Source organism: Bradyrhizobium sp. 157 (assembly GCF_023073815.1).
In the GTDB taxonomy this organism is placed as follows: domain Bacteria; phylum Pseudomonadota; class Alphaproteobacteria; order Rhizobiales; family Xanthobacteraceae; genus Bradyrhizobium.
The window spans coordinates 37,853-62,131 of the sequence record NZ_JADPKF010000089.1; the positions used below are offsets into that span (position 1 = coordinate 37,853).

The 24,279-nt window shown below is 60.4% G+C and carries 22 protein-coding genes; 8 read left to right on the top strand and 14 right to left on the bottom strand.

What is annotated here, in order from left to right:
* Nucleotides 1-6 precede the first annotated feature (6 nt).
* A complete protein-coding gene (locus tag IVA95_RS25275) occupies nt 7-1,212 on the bottom strand; it encodes an HAD-IIIA family hydrolase (RefSeq protein WP_247512969.1) in 1,206 nt (401 codons plus the stop codon).
* Nucleotides 1,206-1,799, bottom strand: a complete 594-nt coding sequence (locus tag IVA95_RS25280) for an SIS domain-containing protein (RefSeq protein ID WP_247512970.1) — start codon at nt 1,797-1,799, stop codon at nt 1,206-1,208. The genes IVA95_RS25275 and IVA95_RS25280 overlap by 7 nt, the downstream gene beginning before the upstream one ends.
* A 401-nt stretch (nt 1,800-2,200) precedes the next feature.
* Here IVA95_RS25280 and IVA95_RS25285 point away from each other — a divergent pair, with 401 nt between their 5' ends.
* Nucleotides 2,201-2,887, top strand: coding sequence for a class I SAM-dependent methyltransferase (locus IVA95_RS25285; RefSeq protein WP_247512971.1), 687 nt, complete (start codon nt 2,201-2,203; stop codon nt 2,885-2,887).
* Between the two features lie 100 nt (nt 2,888-2,987).
* Here IVA95_RS25285 and IVA95_RS25290 read toward each other — a convergent pair whose 3' ends face one another.
* The 9 genes from IVA95_RS25290 to pseG all read right to left on the bottom strand — a co-directional run bounded on the left by IVA95_RS25290 (nt 2,988) and on the right by pseG (nt 13,319).
* On the bottom strand, nt 2,988-3,902 hold the full coding sequence (locus tag IVA95_RS25290) for a hypothetical protein (RefSeq protein WP_247512972.1): 915 nt from the start codon (nt 3,900-3,902) through the stop codon (nt 2,988-2,990).
* Entirely contained in the window at nt 3,839-5,260 is a 1,422-nt protein-coding gene (locus IVA95_RS39080; RefSeq protein ID WP_247512973.1) for a DUF6418 domain-containing protein, read from the bottom strand. Before IVA95_RS39080 ends, IVA95_RS25290 begins: the two co-directional genes overlap by 64 nt.
* A gap of 84 nt (nt 5,261-5,344) precedes the next feature.
* Nucleotides 5,345-6,193 carry a class I SAM-dependent methyltransferase gene (locus IVA95_RS25300; RefSeq protein WP_247512974.1) on the bottom strand — a complete coding sequence of 283 codons (849 nt, stop codon included), beginning with the start codon at nt 6,191-6,193 and terminating at the stop codon, nt 5,345-5,347.
* A 106-nt stretch (nt 6,194-6,299) separates the two neighbouring features.
* On the bottom strand, nt 6,300-7,175 hold the full coding sequence (locus tag IVA95_RS25305; RefSeq protein WP_247512975.1) for a hypothetical protein: 876 nt from the start codon (nt 7,173-7,175) through the stop codon (nt 6,300-6,302).
* 176 nt (nt 7,176-7,351) lie between these two features.
* The gene (locus IVA95_RS25310; RefSeq protein WP_247512976.1) at nt 7,352-8,863 is read right to left on the bottom strand and encodes an oligosaccharide flippase family protein; all 1,512 of its coding nucleotides are present in this window, start codon (nt 8,861-8,863) and stop codon (nt 7,352-7,354) included.
* 2 nt (nt 8,864-8,865) lie between these two features.
* Nucleotides 8,866-10,272 (bottom strand): surface carbohydrate biosynthesis protein, encoded by a 1,407-nt coding sequence (locus IVA95_RS25315; RefSeq protein WP_247512977.1) that lies wholly within the window; start codon nt 10,270-10,272, stop codon nt 8,866-8,868.
* On the bottom strand, nt 10,265-11,377 hold the full coding sequence (gene pseI, locus IVA95_RS25320; protein WP_247512978.1) for a pseudaminic acid synthase: 1,113 nt from the start codon (nt 11,375-11,377) through the stop codon (nt 10,265-10,267). Before pseI ends, IVA95_RS25315 begins: the two co-directional genes overlap by 8 nt.
* Complete coding sequence (locus IVA95_RS25325; protein WP_247512979.1) at nt 11,370-12,020, bottom strand: formyltransferase family protein; 651 nt, start codon at nt 12,018-12,020, stop codon at nt 11,370-11,372. Before IVA95_RS25325 ends, pseI begins: the two co-directional genes overlap by 8 nt.
* Nucleotides 12,021-12,206: 186 nt before the next feature.
* The gene (pseG, locus tag IVA95_RS25330; RefSeq protein WP_247512980.1) at nt 12,207-13,319 is read right to left on the bottom strand and encodes a UDP-2,4-diacetamido-2,4,6-trideoxy-beta-L-altropyranose hydrolase; all 1,113 of its coding nucleotides are present in this window, start codon (nt 13,317-13,319) and stop codon (nt 12,207-12,209) included.
* Nucleotides 13,320-13,508: 189 nt separating this feature from the next.
* Between pseG and IVA95_RS25335 the strand changes: the two genes are divergently transcribed.
* The 7 genes from IVA95_RS25335 to IVA95_RS25365 all read left to right on the top strand — a co-directional run bounded on the left by IVA95_RS25335 (nt 13,509) and on the right by IVA95_RS25365 (nt 21,353).
* On the top strand, nt 13,509-14,915 hold the full coding sequence (locus IVA95_RS25335; protein WP_247512981.1) for a capsule biosynthesis protein: 1,407 nt from the start codon (nt 13,509-13,511) through the stop codon (nt 14,913-14,915).
* 12 nt (nt 14,916-14,927) lie between these two features.
* Nucleotides 14,928-15,677 carry a glycosyltransferase family 2 protein gene (locus IVA95_RS25340; protein WP_247512982.1) on the top strand — a complete coding sequence of 250 codons (750 nt, stop codon included), beginning with the start codon at nt 14,928-14,930 and terminating at the stop codon, nt 15,675-15,677.
* Nucleotides 15,678-15,862: 185 nt separating this feature from the next.
* Nucleotides 15,863-16,828, top strand: a complete 966-nt coding sequence (locus IVA95_RS25345) for a UDP-glucuronic acid decarboxylase family protein (RefSeq protein WP_247512983.1) — start codon at nt 15,863-15,865, stop codon at nt 16,826-16,828.
* A 206-nt stretch (nt 16,829-17,034) separates the two neighbouring features.
* Nucleotides 17,035-18,210 (top strand): hypothetical protein, encoded by a 1,176-nt coding sequence (locus IVA95_RS25350; protein ID WP_247512984.1) that lies wholly within the window; start codon nt 17,035-17,037, stop codon nt 18,208-18,210.
* A 12-nt stretch (nt 18,211-18,222) separates the two neighbouring features.
* A complete protein-coding gene (gene rfbB / locus IVA95_RS25355) occupies nt 18,223-19,335 on the top strand; it encodes a dTDP-glucose 4,6-dehydratase (protein ID WP_247512985.1) in 1,113 nt (370 codons plus the stop codon).
* A gap of 6 nt (nt 19,336-19,341) precedes the next feature.
* Nucleotides 19,342-20,535, top strand: a complete 1,194-nt coding sequence (locus IVA95_RS25360; protein WP_247512986.1) for a glycosyltransferase — start codon at nt 19,342-19,344, stop codon at nt 20,533-20,535.
* Nucleotides 20,532-21,353 (top strand): class I SAM-dependent methyltransferase, encoded by an 822-nt coding sequence (locus tag IVA95_RS25365; protein ID WP_247512987.1) that lies wholly within the window; start codon nt 20,532-20,534, stop codon nt 21,351-21,353. Before IVA95_RS25360 ends, IVA95_RS25365 begins: the two co-directional genes overlap by 4 nt.
* Here IVA95_RS25365 and IVA95_RS25370 read toward each other — a convergent pair.
* From IVA95_RS25370 to IVA95_RS25380, 3 genes are read right to left on the bottom strand one after another with little or no spacing between them, the layout of a single operon-like run.
* On the bottom strand, nt 21,323-22,024 hold the full coding sequence (locus IVA95_RS25370; RefSeq protein WP_247512988.1) for an NDP-hexose 2,3-dehydratase family protein: 702 nt from the start codon (nt 22,022-22,024) through the stop codon (nt 21,323-21,325). The two genes, IVA95_RS25365 and IVA95_RS25370, sit on opposite strands and share 31 nt — an antisense overlap.
* A complete protein-coding gene (locus IVA95_RS25375) occupies nt 22,024-23,124 on the bottom strand; it encodes a DegT/DnrJ/EryC1/StrS family aminotransferase (protein ID WP_247512989.1) in 1,101 nt (366 codons plus the stop codon). Before IVA95_RS25375 ends, IVA95_RS25370 begins: the two co-directional genes overlap by 1 nt.
* A 33-nt stretch (nt 23,125-23,157) precedes the next feature.
* Nucleotides 23,158-24,168, bottom strand: a complete 1,011-nt coding sequence (locus IVA95_RS25380) for a hypothetical protein (protein WP_247512990.1) — start codon at nt 24,166-24,168, stop codon at nt 23,158-23,160.
* Between the last annotated feature and the right edge of the window lie 111 nt (nt 24,169-24,279).

Sequence of the window (24,279 nt, forward strand, 5' to 3'; positions counted from 1 at the left end):
CAGCGATCAGGCCGCGTCCCGGTCAAGCAACGGCCGGATAAACGACAAGAGATCACCGCCCTCGAAAAGGTGCCCTTTTATCCCGGCAGCGGCAGCGGCCTGAAGATCGTGCGGCATATCGCCGACAAGCAGGCTCGATTCCTTGCGCACCGGCCAGCCTTTGAGGCAATCGAGGATCATGCCTGGCGCCGGCTTGCGCCGGTCGCTTGCCTGCCGCCACTCTGCGACAACGCCTTCCTCGTGATAGGGACAGTACTGGAATTCATCGATATGCGCGCCGATTTGAGCGAGGTCCCGACTCATCCAGTCGTGCAGCGCGTGAACCGCCTTGATCCCGTAATATCCGCGCGCAACACCGGCCTGATTGGTCACCACGAATGTGAGATAGCCGAGATCGTTGCAGAGCTTGATCGCCTCCCGCGCACCCGGCACCCACTCGAAATGCTCGATCTTGTGCACATAGGCCTTGTCGATGTTGAGGACCCCGTCCCGGTCGAAGAAAACCGCGGGGCGACGCATTCTCGCAGGAAGCTCGCTCTGCGCACGTTCAAAGTCGGAGGGCACGCCGATGTCGATGAAGAATCCGTCATATAGCGCCGCTCGCAACTGCCCCTGCTCGGCGAGACGCGGAAAGATCGTCTGTTCGAGCGAACAGGGTAGCTCATCGATGAAGGAAAGAATTTTTCGATCGACGCAATAGACGCCTGAATTGATCGGCCCGTTCGGCTGCGCACCCGCCGGCAGGAACGTCTTGATGAAGTCTCGATCAAGCAGGACGCGGCCGTAGCGATCACCGGCCAGATCTTTCTTCAGCGCCACGCGTACGATTGCGGGCGAATGCGCCGGGCCGGCTGCGACGTCGAGCAGGTTGAAGTCGAAAAAGGAGTCGCCGTTGAGAAGCAGGAACTTGTCATCCAACCTGTCCGCGGCATGTTTCAACGCCCCGCCGGTGCCCATCTGTGCCGGCTCCGACACGACCGAGACCGATGCGTCGCGCCAGCGTCGGCCGTCATAGCGATCGACCACCTGCCCCGCCTGATGACCTGCCAGCAGCACGACGTCCTGAATGGTCGGGTAGCGCGACAGCTCGTCGAGGATGTAATCCAGGAACGGTTTGCCAGCCACCTCCAGCAGCGGCTTCGGGACCAGCCGTGTCATCTCGCCCAACCGGGTACCCAGCCCACCGACCAGAATGACGGCCTGCTTCAGCACAATGCCTCCTCGATGAAGCCGCACAGCATATGTCCGATCACGATGTGCATTTCCTGGATCGAGTTGGTGCGCGTCGCCGGCACCCGGATCACGTGATCAGCGATCTCGGCTATGCGGCCACCGTGCTGCCCTGTCAATGCGAGCGACCCAGTTCCGAGATCGCGGGCAGCCTCGATGGCTCTGACGACGTTGCTGCTGTTCCCGCTGGTCGACAGGCCGAGCAGCACGTCTCCTCGCCGGCCGATCCCTCGCAATTGACGCGCGAACACCTCGTCGTACGAATAATCATTGGCAATCGCCGTCAGTGCGGATGTGTCCACGGTCAATGCCAGCGCCGGAAGCGGCGCCCTGTCCTTCAGGTAGCGCCCCATCAATTCCGCCGCCAGGCGCTGTGCGTCCGCGGCAGAACCGCCATTGCCACAGAACATGATCTTGCCGCCCGACCGCAGCGAGCGTGTCATGATTTCGGAAGCAGCCGCGATCGTCGCGGCGGCATCGCGCAACAGCCGCATGTTTTCCGCGATCTGATCCAGTTCGAGGCGAATCCGCTCTTCCCGACGTGCAGTGCTCTCAATCCCGATGGTCATGAAATTGCCTGACGGTGGACAGGAGTAATGAATCCGGCTCCACAGGCGCTACTTGAGATGCTGGGTGGCCCGGAAGTCTCGCCATGTGGGGAAGTTCCCGGCGCGTAGCTGGACAGACAAACGGCTCATATTCGCAACTGCCCGCCAAAACGCGGCCCGTGGAAGTATCGGGACAAAACAAAGCTCCGCCAACCGGTATTTCGATCACCTAAGCACAGCAGCATGGTGCCGGTAAATACCTCACCCTTGCTTACACCGCGGTACACCGATAGGAACGGGCTGGTCTAAGGGAGTTTCTCGTGCCGTCCCTCCGCAATCCCCGTTCGCGATGTCCGATTTGTAAAGGAACGCAATTCGATCCGAAGCTAAGCCTGACTCGGCTGGGCGAGAGATTTGAGATCGTGACCTGTCGTGATTGCAGCTTCATTTTCGTGGCCGATCCCGAGGCCGATACCGCCAATCATATCGACATCGACAAAATTGACTGGGCGTTCAGACCTCGTCATTCGCAAATACGCCGGCTGTTGCTGTCTCGACTTTCGCCCGGGAACAAGGTCATCGAAATTGGCTGCGGACGTGGCGAAGTCGGCTTCCTCATGCGGGAAGATCCCGTTGAGTACATCGGCTACGAGCCCGCCAGAGGGCTTTCAGATTTTGGCATTCGCGCGGGCGTGCCTATCATCCAGACTACATTTGAGGGCAATGAACGTGCAGATGCCGTCGTGATTGACAATGTGTTGGAACACGTAGCGGAGCCCGCCGACATGCTGGAGATCGCTTCTGCCGCGCTAAATCCAGGTGGAATACTCGTGGTGATCACACCGAATGTGAATGATATACGCGCGCTTTCCCCAAGCTGGAGAAAGCGCCACCTGTGGGTGCCGCCAGATCACATCAATTTCTTCTCGGCAACCGATATCGCCGCGATGTTCGCTCGTGCCGGAATGTCGCCAAGGCGATTCAAGTTTACTCCTCTTTCACTTCAGGACTTGAAATTCTATCCCCGCGCAATGGCTGAAACGATCGGCCTCTCGATATTTGGCCATAATGTGTATGCCGTTAAGGCTCATCAAGCGCCGCAGGGATAGATCGACGAGTCACCGAGCCAAAGCGTTGTTCGGGCGCAAAACCCGATGAACGTCCTTGATGACTTTCAAGGGTTGTGACGGACAAATCGGCGACGGGTCTTTAATCCGGACGAACAGCTTTTGATCCGCGAAACATTACGCCGAGTAGAGATATCAGGAACACGGCCGCGCCGGCAAGAATCGCGATCGTAATGGGGCGGACGAGCGCAAATCCCGGCGATGTGTAGGGCTCGTCGAGGAGAGCCGTAGGATAGTTTCTCCATGCGCCAAGTCTTGCCGACAATGCACGTTGCTCGGCCTTCGCGGCAGCCAGCCTCTGCTCGTTGCGCGAGGCAAGATCGGACAACCACACCCTCAGCAGCGTTGCGAAGGCCGGATCGCCGGACGCCCCCCTCGAATCTTCCCTCGCCAGGGCCAATAGCGAATCTCTCGTCTGCACCAGACTGGCGATGGTCGTATCACTGGCCGCAAGCTGCTCCTTGATATCAGCCTCCAGCGGACCGAGGGTTCTGCGCTGCTCCTCATTCAGCAGATTGACTGCGGCGGCTATGGCGTCGCGCGCCTGCCGGGCGGTGGCTGCGCGCACGCTCACGGCAACAGTATCAGCAGTCTCCTGCCTTGCGATCAGGTTACCAAGAATCAACTGCGCAGGTCGATTGGCGTCGCCGGCGGAGTTCGTCGCCTGGACTACGCGCTGCTTGAACGAGAGGGAGTTCATCCGGGAAACCGCGCCCGTAGGGCTTACGGCTTCCACTCCATCCACTTTTCCAATCCGAATGCTTCCCTGCGCTGTGTAGACCGTCGGGAGCTGCAGGGCGGCTACATATGCGATGGCCATCGCCACCAGCGGCAGCAGCACCGTCAAAAACAGGTGCTCGCGGATCGTCCGCCATAGATACATGAACAGCCCACCAAGGTATTGATCGCCGGGTACATTGCTTGGCGAGACGCTCATGAAAATGCCTTGTCTTCCGAGCCGATAGACGGACGTGAGAATAACACGCTCGACCTCCACTTGTCTTCTGTCACGTATACTACCACTGCGCTAACAACTTTGACCAGGAAAGTTATCTGGATCAACGAATTGACCATCCCCGAAACAATCATGATCGACAGCGCGAACAATATCGGCGTCAAGAAAAAGCACGTTGCAAAACGCTCCTGAACGATGCACCGCGTCATCAGGAACATGAACTCAGAGAATAAGATTGCGGAAAGTGCGACCAGGGCAAATCCGCCGACCGGTCCACCCAGCTCGAAAAAGACTTCCGGCCATCCGCCGGTGTAAGCCGATCCCTGCGCAATGATGTAATGAGCGCGCTGGAGAGGCAAGGCAAGTTCCATCAAAAGTTGCATCGTCGAATTGCGGGACGGATCGAACGGATCGACGAACAATTTGTAGGCCGCGAATCGTCCGCTCCAGTCATCCTGCAGGAACACCCGCTCATAGGTCATCCACCACATCTCGCCCTGCTGGACCAGAATACGCTGGGTTAGTTTCGCGAGCAGCTCTCCTCCCTCACCGCGCACGACGATATAGGAGTAAACTACAGCGGCGGCGGTCAGGACTGACAGCGCAGTTCCCGCGACCGCGAGCCAACGCAGGATTTTGCCTGAGAGCATTCCCCCCTGTGAGGGCGACCTTGCTTCCTGCACGACCATGATGACGCCGATTGGCATGACGAAGAACGAGGTATACGCGTAAAAAGACGAGAATCGGTGACCTGCCAGGAACAGGTACAGGATCAGCGAGCCGAACAGCACGCCGAACCGCCGATCCGCAGACTTTTCGTGCAACAAGGGAACCGCAAAGAAGACCCCAAGCTGGAACGTGAGCATCGGCCCCCATTCCAGCAGACGGGCATGCAGCGGACCGCCGTGCAGCCGCGTGTAGTCGAAGCGCTCGAGGCCCGCAAACAGCGGGATCGGACCGCTCACCAACAGCTCCATACAGAGAGCAGCGACAAAAAGCGTTACCAGCCAAAACGCAAGATCAGAGAGCGAAAATCGTCCGGGGGGTAAGCGGCTCGCCAGCCCTAACGTATCTACTCCGACGCGTTGCCGCACCCGCTTGCGTCGAAACGAAAACAGCAACGCGATGACGACCAGGCCTTGGGATACTGCCATCGGCAGGGCTGCCGTGCCGGGACCGATATCCCGCACCAACTGATCGGAGAATAACGGCCCGGACAGATCGATGTAGAGGACGGAGACGAGCCTCCAGGCAAATGCAAACAGAAAGAAGAAGAAGATCAGGGCAAGGCCGGGACGCCTTGCTGCAATGAACACACATGCAGTCAGGAAGATGGCAACCGCAGTCACGCTCAGCAGAGCCGCGAACGGGGAACCAGAAGCCCACCAGGAAGCTGTCACGCCGTCACCCCATCCGATTCACGGATCCAGCTTAAGTCAATGCGCCACACGCCTGCTGCTTTTCAGTCCGGGCCGAGGAAACTGTCAACGAGGCTCCCAAGCATACAAAAGCCCATCATTATGCAAGGTGGGTGCAAATGCCATGCGCTCCCGGGCCAGAACGCGGATGCGCCCCTGCGCATCCAGTGCATCGAGCAGCTTGAAGAGACGAGTCTGATAGTCCATCGATCGAATGTAAATCCGGCTGGTGAAATCGCGCGGCCTGGACAGCTTGAGCATGTCCACGCCCGGCTCGATATTGATCACGCGAGCCGGCCTTGCCCGAATGATGTTTTCGATGACCGCTTCCACGGCATAGGGAATCTGCTCGATGCAGAAATACGTGAAAACGGTGCCACCTGCCAGTTCGCCGAAATGTGGGTCGCTGGCGTCGGTGAGGTCGATCCGATCGAAACTGACGCGGTCGTCGAGATGGAAATGACCCGCGATCTGCCGTCCGGCCTCGATGCCATTCGGAGCAATATCGAAACCACGCAGCCTGCTCCAATGCGGATCAAGGCTCAACGAGAACAGGTTTGCGCCATAGCCTGCGCCAAGCTCGAGCAGTGACGTCGTTTCGCCGGCGTGTCTGGCGATCAGCTCCGACAACGCGCCGATCCGGTATCGATAGTAATCCTTCGTGGCTATCCGGACGATCCGGCCGTCCACCTTCGCAAGGCGCGGCGCCGTGCTCTGCCCAATCAGGAACTCTTCAAGCGTTCGGCCGCCGAGCCACGCCCGCTGATTGAGCACCCGGTCCCATTCGCCTGAATTGTACTCGGAATCGACGACCTCATTTGTCCGTCGCACGTTCTTTAATGCCAACCGGCCAAGGCTGCGCGCAAGATCGATGGTGTAGGCCCGCGACAAATCCAATCTGGACGCCGGCGTCACGTCAGGTTCGAATTTCACGGAACTTCCCCTCGGCAATTGCCGACGCCCAAGTGGTGATCGGCATGCTGACGGCCGCTGTCGGCGGCGATCCGGCGTGGATAGCCGATCAAAGGCCCAAGATCAATTTCTGCAATGCGGACGTATCCGGCGCAGAAGAAAACGGCCGGTTCTTTGCACCCGGGTACATGCGCGGGAAAGCAAAGAAGGTGGCCGTGTAAAGCAGCCTGCCGTGCCCTGGCGCCATCCGGCTCCCCATGTGCAGGCATTTCGCGGTATCCACCATGAACGACGCAAGCCGAGGCGCCTTCATCACCTTGATGTCGCTTCGCGGAACCTTGTCGAAGACCCGATCATCGGGGAAATGGCTGCCGAGGAGCGGAAAGCCGAACTTGTCGGTCGACTGCCGCGGCAAGAACGTGAATGGTCCATCGCCGTCTTCCTCGACATCGGTGAGATAGCTGAAGAGCTTGATCACCCTGACGTCATCGTGGTCGCGATGCCAGAGTTGCGAGGACGCCAGTTCCTCGCCGGTATGACGCGAATACGACAGCAACACATAATCGAGCCAGGGTATTTCACCGAGCGCCGTTGCGACAATATTGATCACTGCGGGCTGTAACGCGTACTGAACGAAAATATTGTCGGCGCTGAGCTTACCGTCCTTCATCTCGGCATCGAGCAGCCGAACCCAGAATTTCTTCCAGTTCGACGCTTGCTTGGCCTCGGCGTTCTCGATGTCGCCAAGCCTCGTCATGCCGGCTTCGGCGAATTTCTGCTGCACGGCAGGATCCATCAACTCGGTGACGACCGCATAACCATTGCGATTCAATTCCTCGGCCTTGATGCTTTCGGCCGCGGTAACATTCAGGAGCTGCGCTTGCCGCCTTCGTTCGAGCTTCTTGCCGAGATGCCATGCGCTGACGCCGGATTTGACCGCATAACGGAGCGGCGAACGGTTCACATGCCACAACGCTCTGGACATCAATCCCATCTTGGCGCACCCAATTTTTCCAGAAGATCAAGACACATCGTTCGACCTCTATCGGCCCGGACATGCGGGCATTTCCATAGCAAAAACAACCAGCACGGGCAAGCAGCCCACTCCGTTACACGGGGACCTCCCCTTGATTCGGTCAAGAGACACAATGAGTTCTGCAGTCAGGAGCGCGGATCGATCGCTCGGGCAAACCTGCCGAACATCGCGCGATCACTCCCCGACAAGATGATGGCCCCGCTCAACATCCAGGCGACAACGCAACTAAGCCCCCCGACGATGACGAGGGAAATCAAAGTGCTGGGATCAACGAACACCTTGATAGCGATGACGAGGCCTGCAAGTATTGAAGCCACCAGAATGTGTCTTCCAAGCTGTTTCCAAAACAGAGAGCTTGGAAGTTTCATATGCGAAAGCATGTGGTGAGCGATCGGCGGTGCAAAAGCGACGTAGGAGAGAACCCAACCCAAGATGAACGCGCGCTCGCGAAACCAGACGAGGCCCAGCCCGGTTATCAAATACTGCAATGCGACCTGCAAATAGAGCAGTCGCGTATTCAAGCGAAGAAAATCGGACCTCACTATCAGCGCCGCCTGCCCTGCGCCCAGCATTACCGTCGTGGCTGGAACCAGCATGGAGAGGGCAAGCCAAGGCCACTGATTGCTATGCTGCGGCCCAACCCACACCTTCAGTATCTCTTCGGAAAAAAGCGCCGCCACAACCAGAACTGGAACGACGATCGCTGCCGGCAACACCAGGCCGTTGCGGCCAAGCATCTGCAGTCGCCGAGTATCGGAGGCTTCATCGATGTGGGTAGAAATCGGAAGAATTGCCGAATGAAGCGGCGTCATCGTCGTTTTCAGGAAACGCGGCAGCCGGGTAATCAGGTCGAAGGTGCCCACCTCTGCCGGGCCGTAAAGTACGCCGATTGCGAGAGGAACCAGGGTTTGCTGAAATGTACCGGCGATCCGGTTACTGAACATAAGCCAGCAACGATGAAAGACATCCTTGCTGCTCGACGCAGTCCATGAACAAAACCGGAGTGGTGTATCGAACGCGGCGCGATAAGTGACGATCGCCAACACGAGATATTTGGTCACCGTCACCGCGAGATAGGAATAGGCAATCCACTCGAACGGCGCCGCCTTCCATACCAGCGCATACACCGTCACGACATACACTACGTTGCCGCCCACCTCGGTCAGACGCAACCAGCCGTACTGCTCAAATCCCTTGAGCGCACCTTCCGCGATAAGGCCCATGAAAGAAATCGGCAGCACCAGAGCGGTGGCGTAAAGTATGGCAACAAACGCTGCAGCCTGATCGGGGGGAACCTTGAAAATCGTCGCTAGCAACCCCGCGGCGATCCAAACTGCGATACCTGAGAAGATCCCTACGGCGGCCGCAATTAGCGTGAGCAGCGATACCTTTTCACTTGCAGCGCCCCAGTCGCCAACGCGCCCTCGGGCCACCTCCTGGGTCGTGGTCTCCGACACGCCGAGATCGAACAATGCCAAGAACCCGGTCGGCAGGAACGCACGCACAAGTACGATCAGGCCAAGCACGGCTAAGCCGTACGACCTTGCAATCAAGCCGACTGCAAACAGGCCGAGCACGCCAGCCAGCGCGTAGGCAACGGCCGAGATAGCTGTGTTTTGCACGAATCGCCGGAGCACGATCAGACCGCTTCCGTTAGCTGCAGACTTGCGCCGCTCAGCGCCCTCGATATCCGGCGCGTCTCACCCGTCACCCGTTGTGCGACGAAATTCCGGCCGTCTCCCGAAGCGGCGCAGATGCGCCGCAGCACCGAATTCACCATCTCGGGCGCAAATGCCTTGCCGAGGCGGCGGCGCTCGTTTTCCGGGGCGCTATAGCTGCGGCGGAGCGCCGAACTTGCCTTGTAGCCGAGGGCGCGCCGCACCGCTTCCGCCGCAGCGCCACGAAGCGATGGCTGCGGCAGCGCCGAGCCCTTGCCGCGTTTTCCGTCACGTGCGGCGGCGATCGCGTCGAGAACCGCCTCCGTGACACGTAACGAGTTCGCGCCATCGACCGCGGTAAAGAGTTCGCCGATGATCTGTTGCCGAAATTGTTCGGTGTCCCTGGCAACCGGCGGCAGCCGGCCGTCGAGCCCCTGCTGTACCAGTTCAATAAGGTCGGATTCGGAGCCGGCGCCGCGGCTGACCCGTGTCGCGGCTTCGAGCCGCAAGGATGGCGTGTTGAACCACTCCATGCTCAGGGGTTCCACCTTCAGCATTGTCGCCTCGATCGCGGTGGAGCAATTCTGGTGAACCAAAAGGCGCGCGCCGCTGATCCACTCCAGCGACGTGCCGTCCTGCCGTACGTGAAAATTCGGTAGCGCGGCGAGCGCATCGTAGGAATCGATGTTCTCGAACGGATGCGGCCGCAGCACGAACTGGACGTCCTTGAAATGCTTCGCGAGCCTGGTCGATGTCTCCAGCACCGACCGGTAGGCCTTGCCGGCATCCACAATGAACTGGCGCGCGAACTCCCGCGAAAAGCCCGCTTGCACCATCGCGTTCTCCTCGTCCGAGGAGCTATCGGAGAAGCGTGGGTTGGCGACCGGAAAATTGGTGTTGATGAGCACGTAGCCAGGCTCGATCGACGGCTTTGGAAGCGCCGCACGCCAGGGCTCTGCACAGAAATCGTAGCGGGGGCATCCGGTCGCGTGCAGCAGCGCCGCCGGCACTGTGCCATGACGCAGGAATGCCGCATGCTGCGCCCGTCCCCAGACGCAATACAGGTCGACGAGATCGGTGCAGCCGACGCTCTTGACCATCTCGGCAAACTGGTCCGGATTTTTGCCACCGATACCTTCGGTATCGAGCACGCCGACCAGGATTCCCGCGCGCTTGTAGGACTTGATCAGATCTGCGTTGTTGGGGCGGGTATAGTTCACCAGCACCAGATCCGGACGCAGCGCCGGTACGTCAAATCCCTGCTCATACATGGGTACCAGGGTGACAGCCGCTCCCTTGGCAGCGAGCTGCCGACCAAGCAAGACCAGTCCTTCTAGATCGCGAAGCGGGTTATCGACGATCAGGCAGACATGTGGCTTGTCAGGCACGAGCGCCCCTCGGCAATTCCTGCGGCGAAGGCGCCGCATTATCGTCGACCGCCGTCAGAAGCTCCCAACTCATTGGCGTGCCGCGGCGCACTGCACGGCCGACGCGCATGCCAATCAGGCTCTCGAAATATTTCGACGGCAGGCCCAGGCCCGGACGAATGATTCGCAAATTGCGTTCGGTCAGAGCCTCACCGGCTGCGAGGTCCTCGGCTATATAAAGCGAACGGCGGAAGATTTGCGACTTCTGCTCCTTCTCAGTCAGCCCATAAAAGACGTGGCCCAGCGCCATCCAGGCGCGTTCGGTCTCGACCACCAGCGCCGCCATTTCGTCAGGCTCCATCGAGAACGTCGAATCGACGCCGCCATCGGCGCGCGATAACGTAAAATGCTTCTCGATGACACTGGCGCCGAGCGCGATGCTCGCCACGCCCGCTCCGATGCCGAAAGTGTGGTCCGACAGTCCTACCTCACACCCAAACAGTTCACGCATATGAGGGATCGTCAGCAGGTTGGTGTCGGCGGCCGCGGCCGGATAGGTGCTCGTGCACTTGAGCAGCACCAGGTCCTTGCAGCCGGCCTCCCTCGCGCAGCGAACGGCTTCGTCGATGTCGGCTACGGTCGCCATGCCGGTCGAGATGATCATCGGCTTGCCGGTTGCAGCGACCTTGCGAATAAGTGGCAGGTCCGTGTTCTCGAACGACGCGATCTTGTAACAGGCCACGCCAAGCTGCTCGAGAAAATCGACTGCTGACGCATCAAAGGGGGTCGAAAACGGAATCATGCCGAGCGACCGCGCGCGTTCGAAGATCGGGGCGTGCCACTCCCACGGCGTGTGCGCTTCCTCGTAGAGCTTGTGGAGCGATCTTCCCTTCCAAAGGCTGTTGGGATCATCGATGAAGAACTCATCGCGGCTGAGGTTCAACGTCATCGTATCGGCGGTATAGGTCTGCAGTTTCAGCGCATGCGCTCCCGCCTTCGCCGCCGCATCGACGATTGCCAGCGCGCGGTCGAGCGATTGATTGTGATTGCCCGACATTTCCGCGATGATAAACGGCTGGTGCGAACGGCCGATCGCGCGGCCTGCAATCATGATGGTCTCACTCATCGGATGCTCCGGCTTTTTCAATACGTAAGAGATAGCGATGGCCGCGCAGGTCGAAGAATGCCGGAAAGCGCTGCGGATCGGCTACCCTCAACAAGTCGAATTGCTCGGCGATCGATCGCGACGGATCGAGCCGGGAGTCCTCGGGCGTGCGGCGACGATAATAGCTTGGCGGCCGGTCGTCCTGCGGCGTCGGCTTTCCGGCCCCGACGATCTCGAGCGCATGGTCCATCAATTCAAGCTCTATGGCGAACAGCCTCTCGTTGATCTCATCGCTCAGCTCATGCCCTTCGAGCACCAGGTGCTGCTGCGCCCAGATGGCGCCGGTGTCGACCGGGTCCTGTGCCTCTATCAGGGACACGACGATCCGATTCTTTCCCTCGAGTATCTGCCAAATGTGCGGGGACCAGCCACGCCCTTCCGGAAGATCGCTCGCGTGAATGATAAGGGTCGCTGTGTATTTCTGCCGATCCTCAGGCGAGATGATCTCATGGCAAGAGATGAGAAAGAGGAGGTCCCCGCCGGTCAGTTCCCCCTTTTGCCGGACCAGTTCGACGTTATGGTTGGCCGCAGCGCGCCTTACCCACCGCTCCAGGTGCGGATAGACCGGGTGCGTCGCGCTCGAGCAGAGAACTGAAACCTTCATTATCGACCATCACTGGCGATTCCGCGGAATTGTGGAACCCTGCCGGAGCGCAATTAGCATAGAAAATGCGGTCAAACACCAATTAAGAACGCCTGCGGTCGCCGCTGGAATTGGCCTTTATAGACCGCTGCCGAATCACCCAAGGCCACGTTTTCCTCGCCCGCCAGCCTTGGGCACCGGCCGGTTTTAGATGCTGTCGAGCGATCTCATCGCCTCCAGCACCCTGGAGGTGCCCAGCCCGTCGACAAGCGCCCGTGCCGCCTCTCCCATCGCGCGGACCCGCGCCGGGTCGTCCAGCATGGAGCGGATGGTTTCCGCCATCTGATCCGCCGCGACCGAGAACGCTGAACCGAGATAGGCGACCGCGCCGGAACTGGCGAGTGCGGTCAACGCGCCGATTTGATTGTCGGCAATATGCACCGCGATAGTCGGCAGCCCGAGACAGCAGCGCTCCCAGCTCATCACACCGCCTGCCCCGATCGCGAGGTCCGCGCGTGCCATCAGTTCGGCCATATTGTCCGCACCATGATGCAACTCGGAGAGCGGCATTTCCCGGCAAACAGCCGAAATTGACTCGGTGTGCGGATTGCTCAGGCCGATCGCGGCATCGACGGCAAGCCAAGGGAGCGACAGGCTTTTGATGGCCGACAACGCCTTCGCGGTCTCATTGCCGGGATCGGAGCCGCCGTAGCACACGAGGATGCGGCCCACCCTGCCGCTGCGTTCCATCAGCGCTTTGCGCTGCTCGGCGAATTCCGGGCGCAGCAAGGCAAAGGACGGCCCCAGCAACGACCGGCATGTCTGAGGCAAGCGACCGCGGTAACGGCGCTCCATGTTCAGAACCAGATTCTGATCGAGCAGGATGTCGCAATCGTGGTCCCGATCAGCAAGATCATCGATCGCAAGAATGCGAGGCGCCCCCTTGCGCTGGATGCGCTCCCACCGCGCGTCGAGTGCATAGTGGTCGACGATGAGCCAATCGATCGGACCGATGCGATCGATCGCCTCCAATGTCTGCTCGGCATCTCTCTGCCAGCTCGTCGGCAGCCAGTGCGCATGCGCGGTTCCGTCCGCCGCCGGAGCATCCGGACGCCGGTCGGGATCGGCCAGCAGCCGCACCGAATGTCCGCCATCCTCGATCAGGCGCGCCAGGCCAGCGGCATGACCGCGCAACAGGAAGCATACGCTCGCGCCATTATCGGCCAAAGCGCGGGCTAGACTGAGGCATCTCACGAGATGCCCCATACCCATTTCGATGGAAGCATCGACGCGGACTACGACCCGTTGCACCGCGTTCATCAAACTGGCCTTGAATATCTTGGGATCGTCTGGTTGCAGGGAGAGGTCGACGCGTCACGATGGCCGTGCTATCCGCCGATTCCCGAACGAGCGGCCAATGTCCGGTCCAAGCCGCGCCGAAGCGCCACTTGAACCATTGCGCCACACTCTATAATCCCGGACGCCAGCAAAGCAACATTCCGGCAAGGCATGCCCCCGCATAACGACAGCATTATCCTGATCACGACGCTGGCCGAATACCAGACCCGATTCTGGATTCCGGTCGCGCAGCGGTTGCGCACTGCCGGACACGAGGTGCAACTGCTCGCATTCGACGATCGCAGCGCCGAGATGGCGGAGGCACAGGGCGTCTCGGTCGTCAACATGTACCGCACGGGCCTGCAGGGCGGCGCGCCGATCGAGGACCAGCGCGCCTTCGCTGCGCGGGTCGGCGACTACGGCCTCAATGGAACGAACTTCCTGTTCAGCCACGAGCGCGTCACGTTTGGTATTCGCGACACCGCCGCCTTACGCAAGCGGTTCATGATCTACACCAACGCGATGGAAGTCGTGCTCGATCGCTTGGCGGCCGCTGGGCGGCAGGCGGTTGCGATCCAGGAGCTCGGCGGGTTCCTTTCAGTCATTGCCTGCTTCTACGCTGCGAAGAGGCGCGGTGTCCGCAACTGGTTCATCGAGCCGTCGTTCTTTCGCGGCAGGCTTTACTATACGCCGGACAGCCTTGCCGCCCCCGATACAATGCGAACGCCGGCGGATGCGGTCTCCGCCGAAGTGCGTGCCTATCTCGACGAAACCTTGCGGCAGCAATCCATCGTGATTCCGCAAAAAGACCGTCACCAATATTCGGCGGCGTTCAACAAGATCGCCAACGCGCGCAACGCACGCCGCCTGGTCGAGAAGCTCTGGGACCAGTTCGCGCTCGGCAAGCATCAGGAGTTCGGGCACAATCTCCGCCATGCCCGCGCCCATGCCACGATGGCGGTTGGCGCGACGCGGCTTCGCACACTCTATCGGGAGATGCCGGACAGACCGTTCGTCTACTATCCCCTGCACGTACCGGCCGACATGGCGCTGACGCTTCGCTCGCCGGAATATCTGGACCAGGTCGCGACCATCGATTTCCTGCTGCGCACCATTCCGGATACGCACACCCTCGTCGTCAAGGAGCATCCGGCCCAGATCGGCGCGATCCCGGCCGGCCGCCTGTTCGCGCTTGCTCGCCGATTCGATAATTTCGTTCTGCTGCCGCCGCAGACCAACAACTACACGGTGCTTGGCCGCGCCGACGCGATCGTCTCGGTCAACAGCAAGTCGGGTGCCGAAGCGGTGCTGCTCGGCAAGCCGGTCGTGGTGATGGGCGATGCGTTCTATCGCTCCTGCCCGCTGGTGTTCGCCGTCGATCGTCTTGCCGACGTTCCGCAGCGGCTTCGCGACGCGCTGGCTGCGCCGGCGTTCGATCCGGCCGATACTGCGCCCTATTTCGAAACCGCCTGGCGGCAATCGTTTCCCGGCGAACTCTATATCAGCGATCCCAAGCAGCTCGACACGTTTGCCACTTCGTTGCTGTCGGCGATCGCCGAACCGCGCCGCGCGGATTGAAAGGCTCCTTCCATGCCGCTCGTTTCGATCATCACCCCCTCGTGGAACGTGGCCCCGCTGATCGGCGAAACCATTGCATCGGTCCAAGCACAGACGATGACGGATTGGGAGCTATTGATCGCCGACGACTGCTCGACGGACCAGACGGCGGCCATCGTGGAGAACCATGCGGCGAGCGACCCCCGCGTCAAGCTGATCCGTCAGCCCCGCAACGGAGGCCCGGCGCTCGCCCGCCAGGCGGCAATCGACCGGGCGCAGGGCCGCTTCATCGCATTTCTCGACAGCGACGATCTGTGGCTGCCCGCCAAGCTCGAGCGGCAGATCGCCTTCGCGCAGGCGAAACGAGCGGCACTGAGCTACACGGCGTTTCGCCGCATCAATGAGACGGGATCAGTCACAGGCCGCCTGATCGAGGTGCCCGCCTCGCTGAATTATCGGCAGTTGCTCAAGAACACGTCGATCGCCACGTTGACCGCGCTCGTCGACCGCGACGTTGCCGGCAACATCGCCATGAAGAACGAACCATATGACGATTTCTGCCTCTGGCTGAGCATCCTCAAGCCCGGACATGTCGCCCACGGGCTCAACGAAGATCTTGCCCGCTACCGCGTGCGGGGTTCATCGGTTTCTAGCCGCCCGCTGCGCTCCGCCGGCTGGGTCTGGCATATCTACCGCAACGTCGAACAGCTTTCGCCGGTCAAATCCGCCTGGTGCTTCGCGCATTGGGGCGCCCGCGCTTGGGTGAAGCGGCGAGAGTTCTGATGAGCGTCAAAGGGGTTTTCTGGGACAGCCTGGGGTCGTTCTTGCCTAAGCGATGCCTTCAAGCACTTACTAGGGTATAAGGTATTTTAATACCACGATCCCGGACAACGCTATTGGCGAACTTTGCCGTTGCCGATACCACTCCGCCAGCCTGTCACAGGACGTGAAGCAACCCGGGAACCATGATGTCGTTTGACCGCAACTACAAAGACAGCCGCATCCTCGTCACCGGCGGCGCCGGCTTCATCGGATCCCACCTCAGTGAACGGCTGCTTGCCGCGGGCGCGGAAGTGGTGTGCGCGGACAATTACTTCACCGGCAGCCGCAAGAACATTGCCCACTTGCTGTCGAACCCGATGTTCGAAGCGATCCGGCACGACGTGACGTTCCCGCTCTACATCGAGGTCGACGCGATCTTCAACCTCGCCTGCCCGGCCTCCCCGATCCACTATCAGCGCGATCCGGTACAGACCACCAAGACCAGCGTGCATGGCGCGATCAACATGCTCGGCCTTGCCAAGCGTCTGCGGGCCCCGATCTTTCAGGCCTCGACCAGCGAGGTCTATGGCGATCCCCTGATCCATCCGCAGACCGAGGATTACTGGGGCAACGTCAATCCGATCGGGATTCGCTCGTGCTATGACGAGGGCAAGCGCTGCGCCGAAACCCTGTTTTTCGACTATTGGCGGCAACATGCCTTGCCGATCAAGGTTGCGCGGATCTTCAATACCTATGGTCCGCGGATGCAGCCCAATGACGGCCGGGTCGTTTCATCATTCATCGTCCAGGCGCTGAAGGGCGACCCGATCACCGTGTTCGGCGACGGCGGTCAAAGCCGGTCGTTCTGCTACGTCGACGATCTCGTCGAGGCGATTGCCCGGCTGATGCTGACGGACGAAGGATGCACGGGACCGATCAATCTCGGCAACAATTCGGAATTCACCATTCTGGAACTGGCCGAGAAGGTAATCAGCTACACGAACTCGCGTTCCAAACTCATTTTCAAACCGCTGCCGCAGGACGATCCGCGGCAGCGCCAGCCCGAGCTCTCTAAGGCGAAGGCGCTGCTGAATTGGGAACCGAAGGTCGCGCTTGCCGATGGCCTGAAGGAGACCATCGCTTATTTCAGGCGTTCGCTCGACCTGTCGTAGGTCGGCCAGAGCTGGCTTCTGTCTTAATCACACCGCGTGGCGGCGCGATGTCCATGATGCACTCGTCGGAAGGCAGTTCTGCTCCCACCGTCATGGAACGCATTCGGCTGGCTTCAGGCTCGCGCTTCAGTCTGTACGTGCTGACATGCCTTCATATCCTCGTTTGCTGTATTTCGCTTGTCGAGGTTGCCCGTTGGCAGACGTACATGCCGTACGACGCTGCGCTGGCAAATTGTGCCATCGCTTCGGTTGGAGCTTTTTCGACCGTCTCGCTGTTTTTCATATTCGGCCGCTTCAGCTTTGGTTACTTCGTCGGCTTCAGCCTGTTCTCGATGATACTCGGGTTCATCTGGCTCAATAACTTCTCCAATTTCAATTACGATCACCGGCTGGCGGGCCTTTCGGCCGCGGCTTCGGCGGTGCTGTTTCTGCTTCCGGCCGTGCTCATCAATGCGCCCGTCAAACAGAGATTTGCTCTATCGCCTCGCGCCCTCGAGTACTCTCTGAAATTCATTCTGGTGCTGGCGCTGGGCACCATCGTCGCTGCGTCGTTCTACAATTTCAGGCTGGTATCGATCAGGCAGATCTACGATTTTCGCAACGAACTGTATTTTCCGGCGCCGATACGCTACCTGACCGGAATTGTGTCGAGCGTGCTGCTGCCGTTCGCCTGCGCGTGTTATCTTGCGCTCAATCGCCCTTGGTGGGCTGCGGTGCCTCTCATTCTGATGCTGCTGTTCTACCCGATCACGCTGAGCAAGTTTGCGCTGTTTTCGACGGCGTGGATCGTTGTCGTCCTGGTGCTTTCGAGGATCTTCGAGGCCAGGGCTGCAACCATCCTTTCGATCTTGCTGCCGATGCTTCTCGGCGTGATCCTGATGGGAGGCTTCCTTAACGAGCATACGCTGTATTATTTCAATCTCGTCAATATTCGAATGATGGCGACTCCATCCAGCGCCATGGATATCTACAACGACTTCTTCGCAAGTCATCCGCTGACGTGGTTCTGCCAGATAGCCTTCCTGAAGCCGATGATGAATTGTCCCTATCAGGAGCAGCTATCGCTCGTGATGCAAGAGACTTACCGGTTCGGCAACATCAACGCGTCCCTGTTTGCGACGGAAGGTGTCGCCTCGGTCGGCCCCTATCTGGCACCGCTGGTGGCGCTGGTGTGCGGGCTTGTCATCGCGCTCGGCAATCGCGTGTCTGCCGGATTGCCGCCAAGATTTGTGCTGATCTCGAGCGCGCTGCTTCCTCACACTTTTCTCAACGTGCCTTTTACAACGGCATTATTGACACATGGTGCCGGGCTCCTGTTTCTGCTGTGGTACATCCTGCCGCGCACGATGTTCGATCGGAAGATCGAACCGGCGGCTTCGTGACCGGAGGGTTCGATGCAAAGCGTTCTGATCACGGGCGGCGCTGGGTTCATCGGCCAAAACCTGGTGCATGCCTGGCGCGCGGCACGCCCGACCGACCGCCTGACCGTCCTCGATGCCATGACCTATGCGGCCAATGTCCGCAGCCTGGAGCCGCTGATTGCCGATCGCAGTGTCCAGTTAGTGAAGGGCAATATCGGCGATGCGGCGCTGATGCAGCGCCTGTTCGACGAACACAGGTTTTCCCGCGTCGCGCATCTCGCTGCCGAGTCGCATGTCGACCGCTCGATCAGCGATCCGGAAGCCTTTCTGCAAACCAACGTGCTCGGCACGTTCACGCTTCTGAAAACCGCGCTCGATTGCTGGCGCGCGGGGGCGATGCTCGATACCGCGCGATTTCTTCACGTCTCGACCGATGAAGTCTACGGCTCGCTCGGTTCGACCGATCCCGCCTTCACGGAATCCTCGCCCTACCGTCCGAATTCGCCTTACGCGGCGAGCAAGGCGGCGAGCGACCACCTGGTCCGCGCCTTCGTCGCGACCTATGGCATGCCGGCGCTGATCACGAACTGCTCCAATAATTACGGCCCCTATCAGCATCCGGAAAAGCTCATCCCGCTGATGATCATCCATGCGCTGGAAGGCAAGCCGCTGCCGGTCTATGGCGACGGCTCCAATGTCCGCGACTGGCTGCACGTTTCCGACCATTGCGAGGCCTTGATCAACGTGATCGAGCGCGGCCGCACCGGCGAAACCTACAATGTCGGCGGCGGCAACGAGCGCAACAATCGCGAGGTGGTTGGCCTGATCTGCGACACAATCGATGCCGCCTTCGCGGCCGATTCCCGCCTCGCTTCGCGCTTTCCGTCCTGTCCGGCCGGAACCGCCGGCTCCTGCCGTACGCTCATTACGTACGTGACGGATCGTCCCGGCCACGATCACCGTTATGCGATCGACGCCTCCAAGCTGGCGACCGAACTCGGCAGCCGCTGCAGCGTCGGATTCGAGCGCGGACTGATGCAGACCGTGCAGTGGTACCTCGATCACGAGCCATGGTGGCGCGACGTCATGAGCGGCGCCTACAAGGCATGGATCGACCAGAACTACGGCTTCCGGCGCGCGGTCTAGCCATTTATGCGCATCCTCGTGCTCAATGCGGACTACCCGCGCTTCCTCAGTTGGCTGTATCGCCGCCAGCCGGGGTTAGGAAGCGCCGGTTACGCGGCCCAGATGTCGGCGCGAAACACCAGCCTGTTCGGCGTCGCCGATTTCTACTCGCGGAATTTTTCCGCACTCGGCCACTCGGCGGCAGAGATACACGTCAATAATGCCTGGCTGCAGACGGCCTGGGCGCGCGAGCACGGGATGGCGGTCAAGACGGCGGGGCTCACCACCACGAGCGGAAGCACCTCGCTGCCGGCCTGGCTGCAACGTGCCGTGACGCCGTTGAAGCCGATGCTGCGGCCATTGGCCCGCAAGTTCGGCCTCAGTCCCAGCCTCGACGCACAGGCCGAGGCAATCCTGCTGGCCCAGATCGAGGATTTCAAACCCGACGTGGTGCTGAACCAGGACACCTTTCACGTCGATGTCGGGCTGATGCGGCGCATCAAGGCGATCGGCAATCCTATCCTGATCGGACAGATCGGGATTGCGCCGTCCCGCGGCGTGGATTGGTCGGTGTACGATCTGATGATGTCGCAGCTTTCGGCGACGGTGGATTTCTTCCGCCGCCTCGGCGTGCGCGCGGAAGTCAATCATCTGGCGTTCGAGCCCGCCATTCTCGAAGCGCTGCCACCGGCGCCCGCGACCGATATCGACGTTTCCTTTGTCGGCACCGTGTCGCCGGACCACCAGCAGCGGATCGCGCTGCTCGAGGCCGTTGCCGAACGTTACGACCTCAAGCTGTTCGGCAACCCGCCGCAGACGCTGCCGGGCTCCTCGCCGCTGCACCGCTGCTTCCAGGGCGAAGTGTGGGGCGCCGACATGTATCAGGCGCTGCGGCGCTCGAAAATCACGCTCAATTCCCACATCGACATGGCAGGCCGCGAAGCCGGAAACATGCGGCTGTTCGAGGCCACTGGCGTCGGCGCCTTCCTGCTGACCGACTTCAAGGACAATCTGCACACGCTGTTCGCGCCGGACCGCGAGGTCGCCGTCTGGCGTTCGGTCGACGATTGCCTTGCGACCATCGATCGCGTGCTCGGCAACGCCGACGGTCGCGCAACGATTGCCAGTGCGGGCCAGGCGAGAACCATGGCGCAGCATACATACCGCCACCGCGCCGCCGAGATCCTGGGTTTCGTCGAAACGCTGCGGAAGTCGCGATGAAGCTGCCGCGCCTCGTCAGACAGATCGGCAAGCGCGTCGTCAAGACGACGCCGATCCTGCGTCGCCATATCCTGACCTCGACCGACTACAAGGTGCTCGACGGCGTCGACGAAGCACGCCGCGCAGCCGCATCGTCCGACGGCTGGCTTGCAGCGCGCACCGTGGCGCGCCAGGAACGCGCTTATCGTGCGTTGATCGCCGAAATGAAGAATGGCGAACCGCGGTTCGATTTTCGCATTGCAGCCGAAGCCGTCGCGGCCACCGGAATATCCAATCCGCGCCTGCTCGAAATCGGCTGCGGCAGTGGCTATTACTCGGAAGTACTCACGACGCTGCTTTCCGGCGGCGTTCGCTATACCGGCATCGACTATTCCGACGCCATGATCGCCCGCGCGCGCGAATACTATCCGGCGATCGAGTTCGAGGTCGCCGATGCAACGAAGCTTCCTTACGCCAATCAGGTCTTCGACATCGCCTTCAACGGCGTATCACTGATGCACATCATCGATTATCCCGCCGCAATCCGCGAAGCCGCCCGTGTCGCTGCACGCTTCTGCATCTTCCACAGCGTGCCGGTGTTCGACCATTACCGAACCACCTATCTCAGAAAATATGCCTACGGCGCCCCGGTCGTCGAAGTGGTGTTCGGCAGGCAGGAACTGATGTCAGTGTGCAAGGACGCCGGACTGCGCCTGGTGCGCGAATGGCCCGGGATACCCTATGACGTACACGAAGTGACGGGTCATCATTCCAGTGCGGCAACCTATCTATTCGCTCGCAGAGCGCATCAAAGCGGTGCGATCACCGTCCGCACATAGGGGCCGACAATGTTATCCAGCAGAATCATCTGCTTGATCTGGGACAGGCTGGCCCACCGATAGACCTGCTCGTTGACAACAAGCCTGCTCGCATCCTCGACGAACAAGACCATGTTCTCGTTCGACTTCTGCCAAAACCGGCTGCCTTCCTCATTGTGTTTCGAGCGGTAAATCATGCGGATATTTTCCGACGGCTCAAGGCATTCGGCAAACGGCGCGCGACGCGCGCCTCTCAAGCCGCGTATGTTCTCCCAGGTGCTCTGGATCGTCGGACAGAACTGCAAGTAGCCGATATTGCCCGGGTCCGCCTTGGCTTGGAGCAGAAATTCCACACCTCGGCCGGCCGTCTCGCGGCACAGCAGCGCCAGCGCGCCGCCATCCGACTGCGTGAGAATAGGTTGATCCCACCCCGCGATCTCCCGCAGGCCGGGCGCGCTGCTCACCCTGACGCCTTCGATACGGAAGAACTGACCGGTCACATGGCCGATATTGCCGTTGTCGGCCTGTTCCCAGCCGGCGACCTCGCGCAGCGGAATCAATTCCGCCGAGAACGGGACATCCTTGCGCCGCGCCTCGAGCCAATCGAGCAATTCGGCCGGGTCCTTCGCCTCGATCGAGCGGGAAACCTGCAGGCGTTCGCGCAACCAATCGATATGCTGTTGATCGGCCATCAGATCGCCGCCCTCACGGTATCGACAACTTCGTCCACTTCTTCATCCCGCAGGTGAGGATACATCGGCAGCGAGAATATCTGCGCAGCTTTCGCTTCCGCCACCGGAAACTGGCCCGCGCGATAGCCAAGATCTTCATATCCCCGCATCAGATGAATCGGCCATCGGTACTGCACGGAACATTTGAGGCCACGGGCCTCGATCCGGGCGAGAATCGCATCGCGATCGCCAGGCGCCTCGACCACGAACAGATGATAAACATGCCGGCTGTGGCCATTTTCTTTCGGCATCCGCAGCGCGCTTCCGGCAAATCCGCGACGGTAGCGGTCGGCAATCTCGCGGCGGCGCTCGATCCAGCCGTCGATCCTGGGAAGCTTCAGCGCAAGAATCGCTGCATGAACCTCGTCGAGCCGTGAATTGTAGCCGTGCCGTTCGGCATAATAGGCCTTCTCCATTCCGTAGAAGCGCAATGAGCGCGCAAGGCTGACGAGCGCCTCGTCGTCGCTCACGACCATACCGCCGTCGCCGTAACCGCCGAGCAGTTTGGTCGGATAGAACGAAAAGATCGCCGCCGTCCCGATGCTTCCGCACCTGCGATTCTTGTAGAGCGCCCCTTGCGACTGTGCACAATCCTCGATGATCTTCAGTTGATGTCGCTTGGCGAGGGCAACAAGAGAATCGAGATCGACGCATTGGCCGTAAAGATGCACCGGAACGATCGCCCTGGTTCGCGGCGTGATGGCGGCCTCGACCTGGCTCACGTCCATCAGGAAGTCATCCTCCCTGATGTCGACGAATACCGGACGCGCTCCGAGGACCTGTATTGCAGCCACCGTCGGCACTGCCGTGTTTGGCACCGTAATGACTTCATCGCCTGCGGTAACACCCGCGGCCGCGAGCGCGATGTAGATCGCGTCGGTCCCGCTGTTTACGCCGACGCCGCCGCCGACGCCTACATAGGCCGCCATGTCGCGCTCGAACGCGGTCCCTTCCGGCCCGAGAATCAACTGTCCGGACTTGAAGACGCGATCGACGGCCGCAAGAATCTCGTCCCGCAATTCGTCGTACTCGCGTCGATAGTCCCAGAAAGGAGGCAGCATCTGTTTGTCAATTATCCCTGGATTAATTCCGGGCTAGTACGCCGTGCCGCGCAGCACAAGAAACGCGCGTCCGGCGACGATGTCCAGTAGCTGGAACGCGAGCAGGCCGAGATTTCGTACCCTGCTCTTGATGGTATGCGATCGCGCCTGAGGCCTGGTCTCCTGCACCTCGAGCATCGGATCCGTGATCTTCTCGATCGCCAGCAGTTCGTCCACGTAGGGCCGGTAGATGTGCTCGCGGGTGTTGCGGGAAAACGGCGCACCAAAGATGCGATGGCTGTTGAATATGAACCACCGCAATCCTGTTCGCAGCCCCTGAAAGTGGAAGAAGATCAGTGGATGGGTTGCATCGATCATGACCTGACTGTTCCGGAAATCAATCCGGTAGTTGGCGATATTCCAGGGAGCGAGGTTGGCCCCGACATTCTCGACGGCCTTCACGCGCGCCGACAGCCGTGAAAAGGAATCGAGATATCCCTGATCCGCGTAGCGATCGCCATCGACATGGTCGTGGCACCATTCGATGCATCGTTCCCGCCACCACTTGATGACGGCAATTCCGTCCGGATCGTTGCGCACGCCAACCCATCCGACATTGTAGGTCCCAAAAACGCGCCGCCTCGTCAGGTTGGGGGCATAGCGATGCGGGATGATCGCCACCGTCGCACTGACCAATTCGCTGTAGACGGGCTCGGGCGACGCAAAGAAATATAGATCACCGTCGAGATAGGTAACCCATTCGGCGTCCGGCTCGCGCTCCCTGACATGAAGTATCCAGGCCGGTGAACAGGTGAAGTAGTATTCGACAATGCTTCGGGTCGGCCTGATCGCGGCAAGTTCGGGATCGGCCGCCTCGAAATCCTCCAGCCGCACCGCCACCAGCCCCGGCAGATCGAGCGAGACCAGGATTCGGTGACACGCTTCGCTTAGGCACAGCACCCAAAGCCGTGCGCCCGGCGCGTGCCGCTGCAGTGAATGATAGAGCGCCAGTCCGCGCGACAGGTAGTTGTGGTCGAAATAGGTGCAGTAGACGCGGTTCAACATGATCCTTTTGTCAGTCTGGCCGCGGAACGGACCGAAAGCGAAGGCGGACTCTCTGATTGCGCCCACCGATCCTGTCTACAGGAGCTGCCAAAACGTCGCAATGCAGCCCGG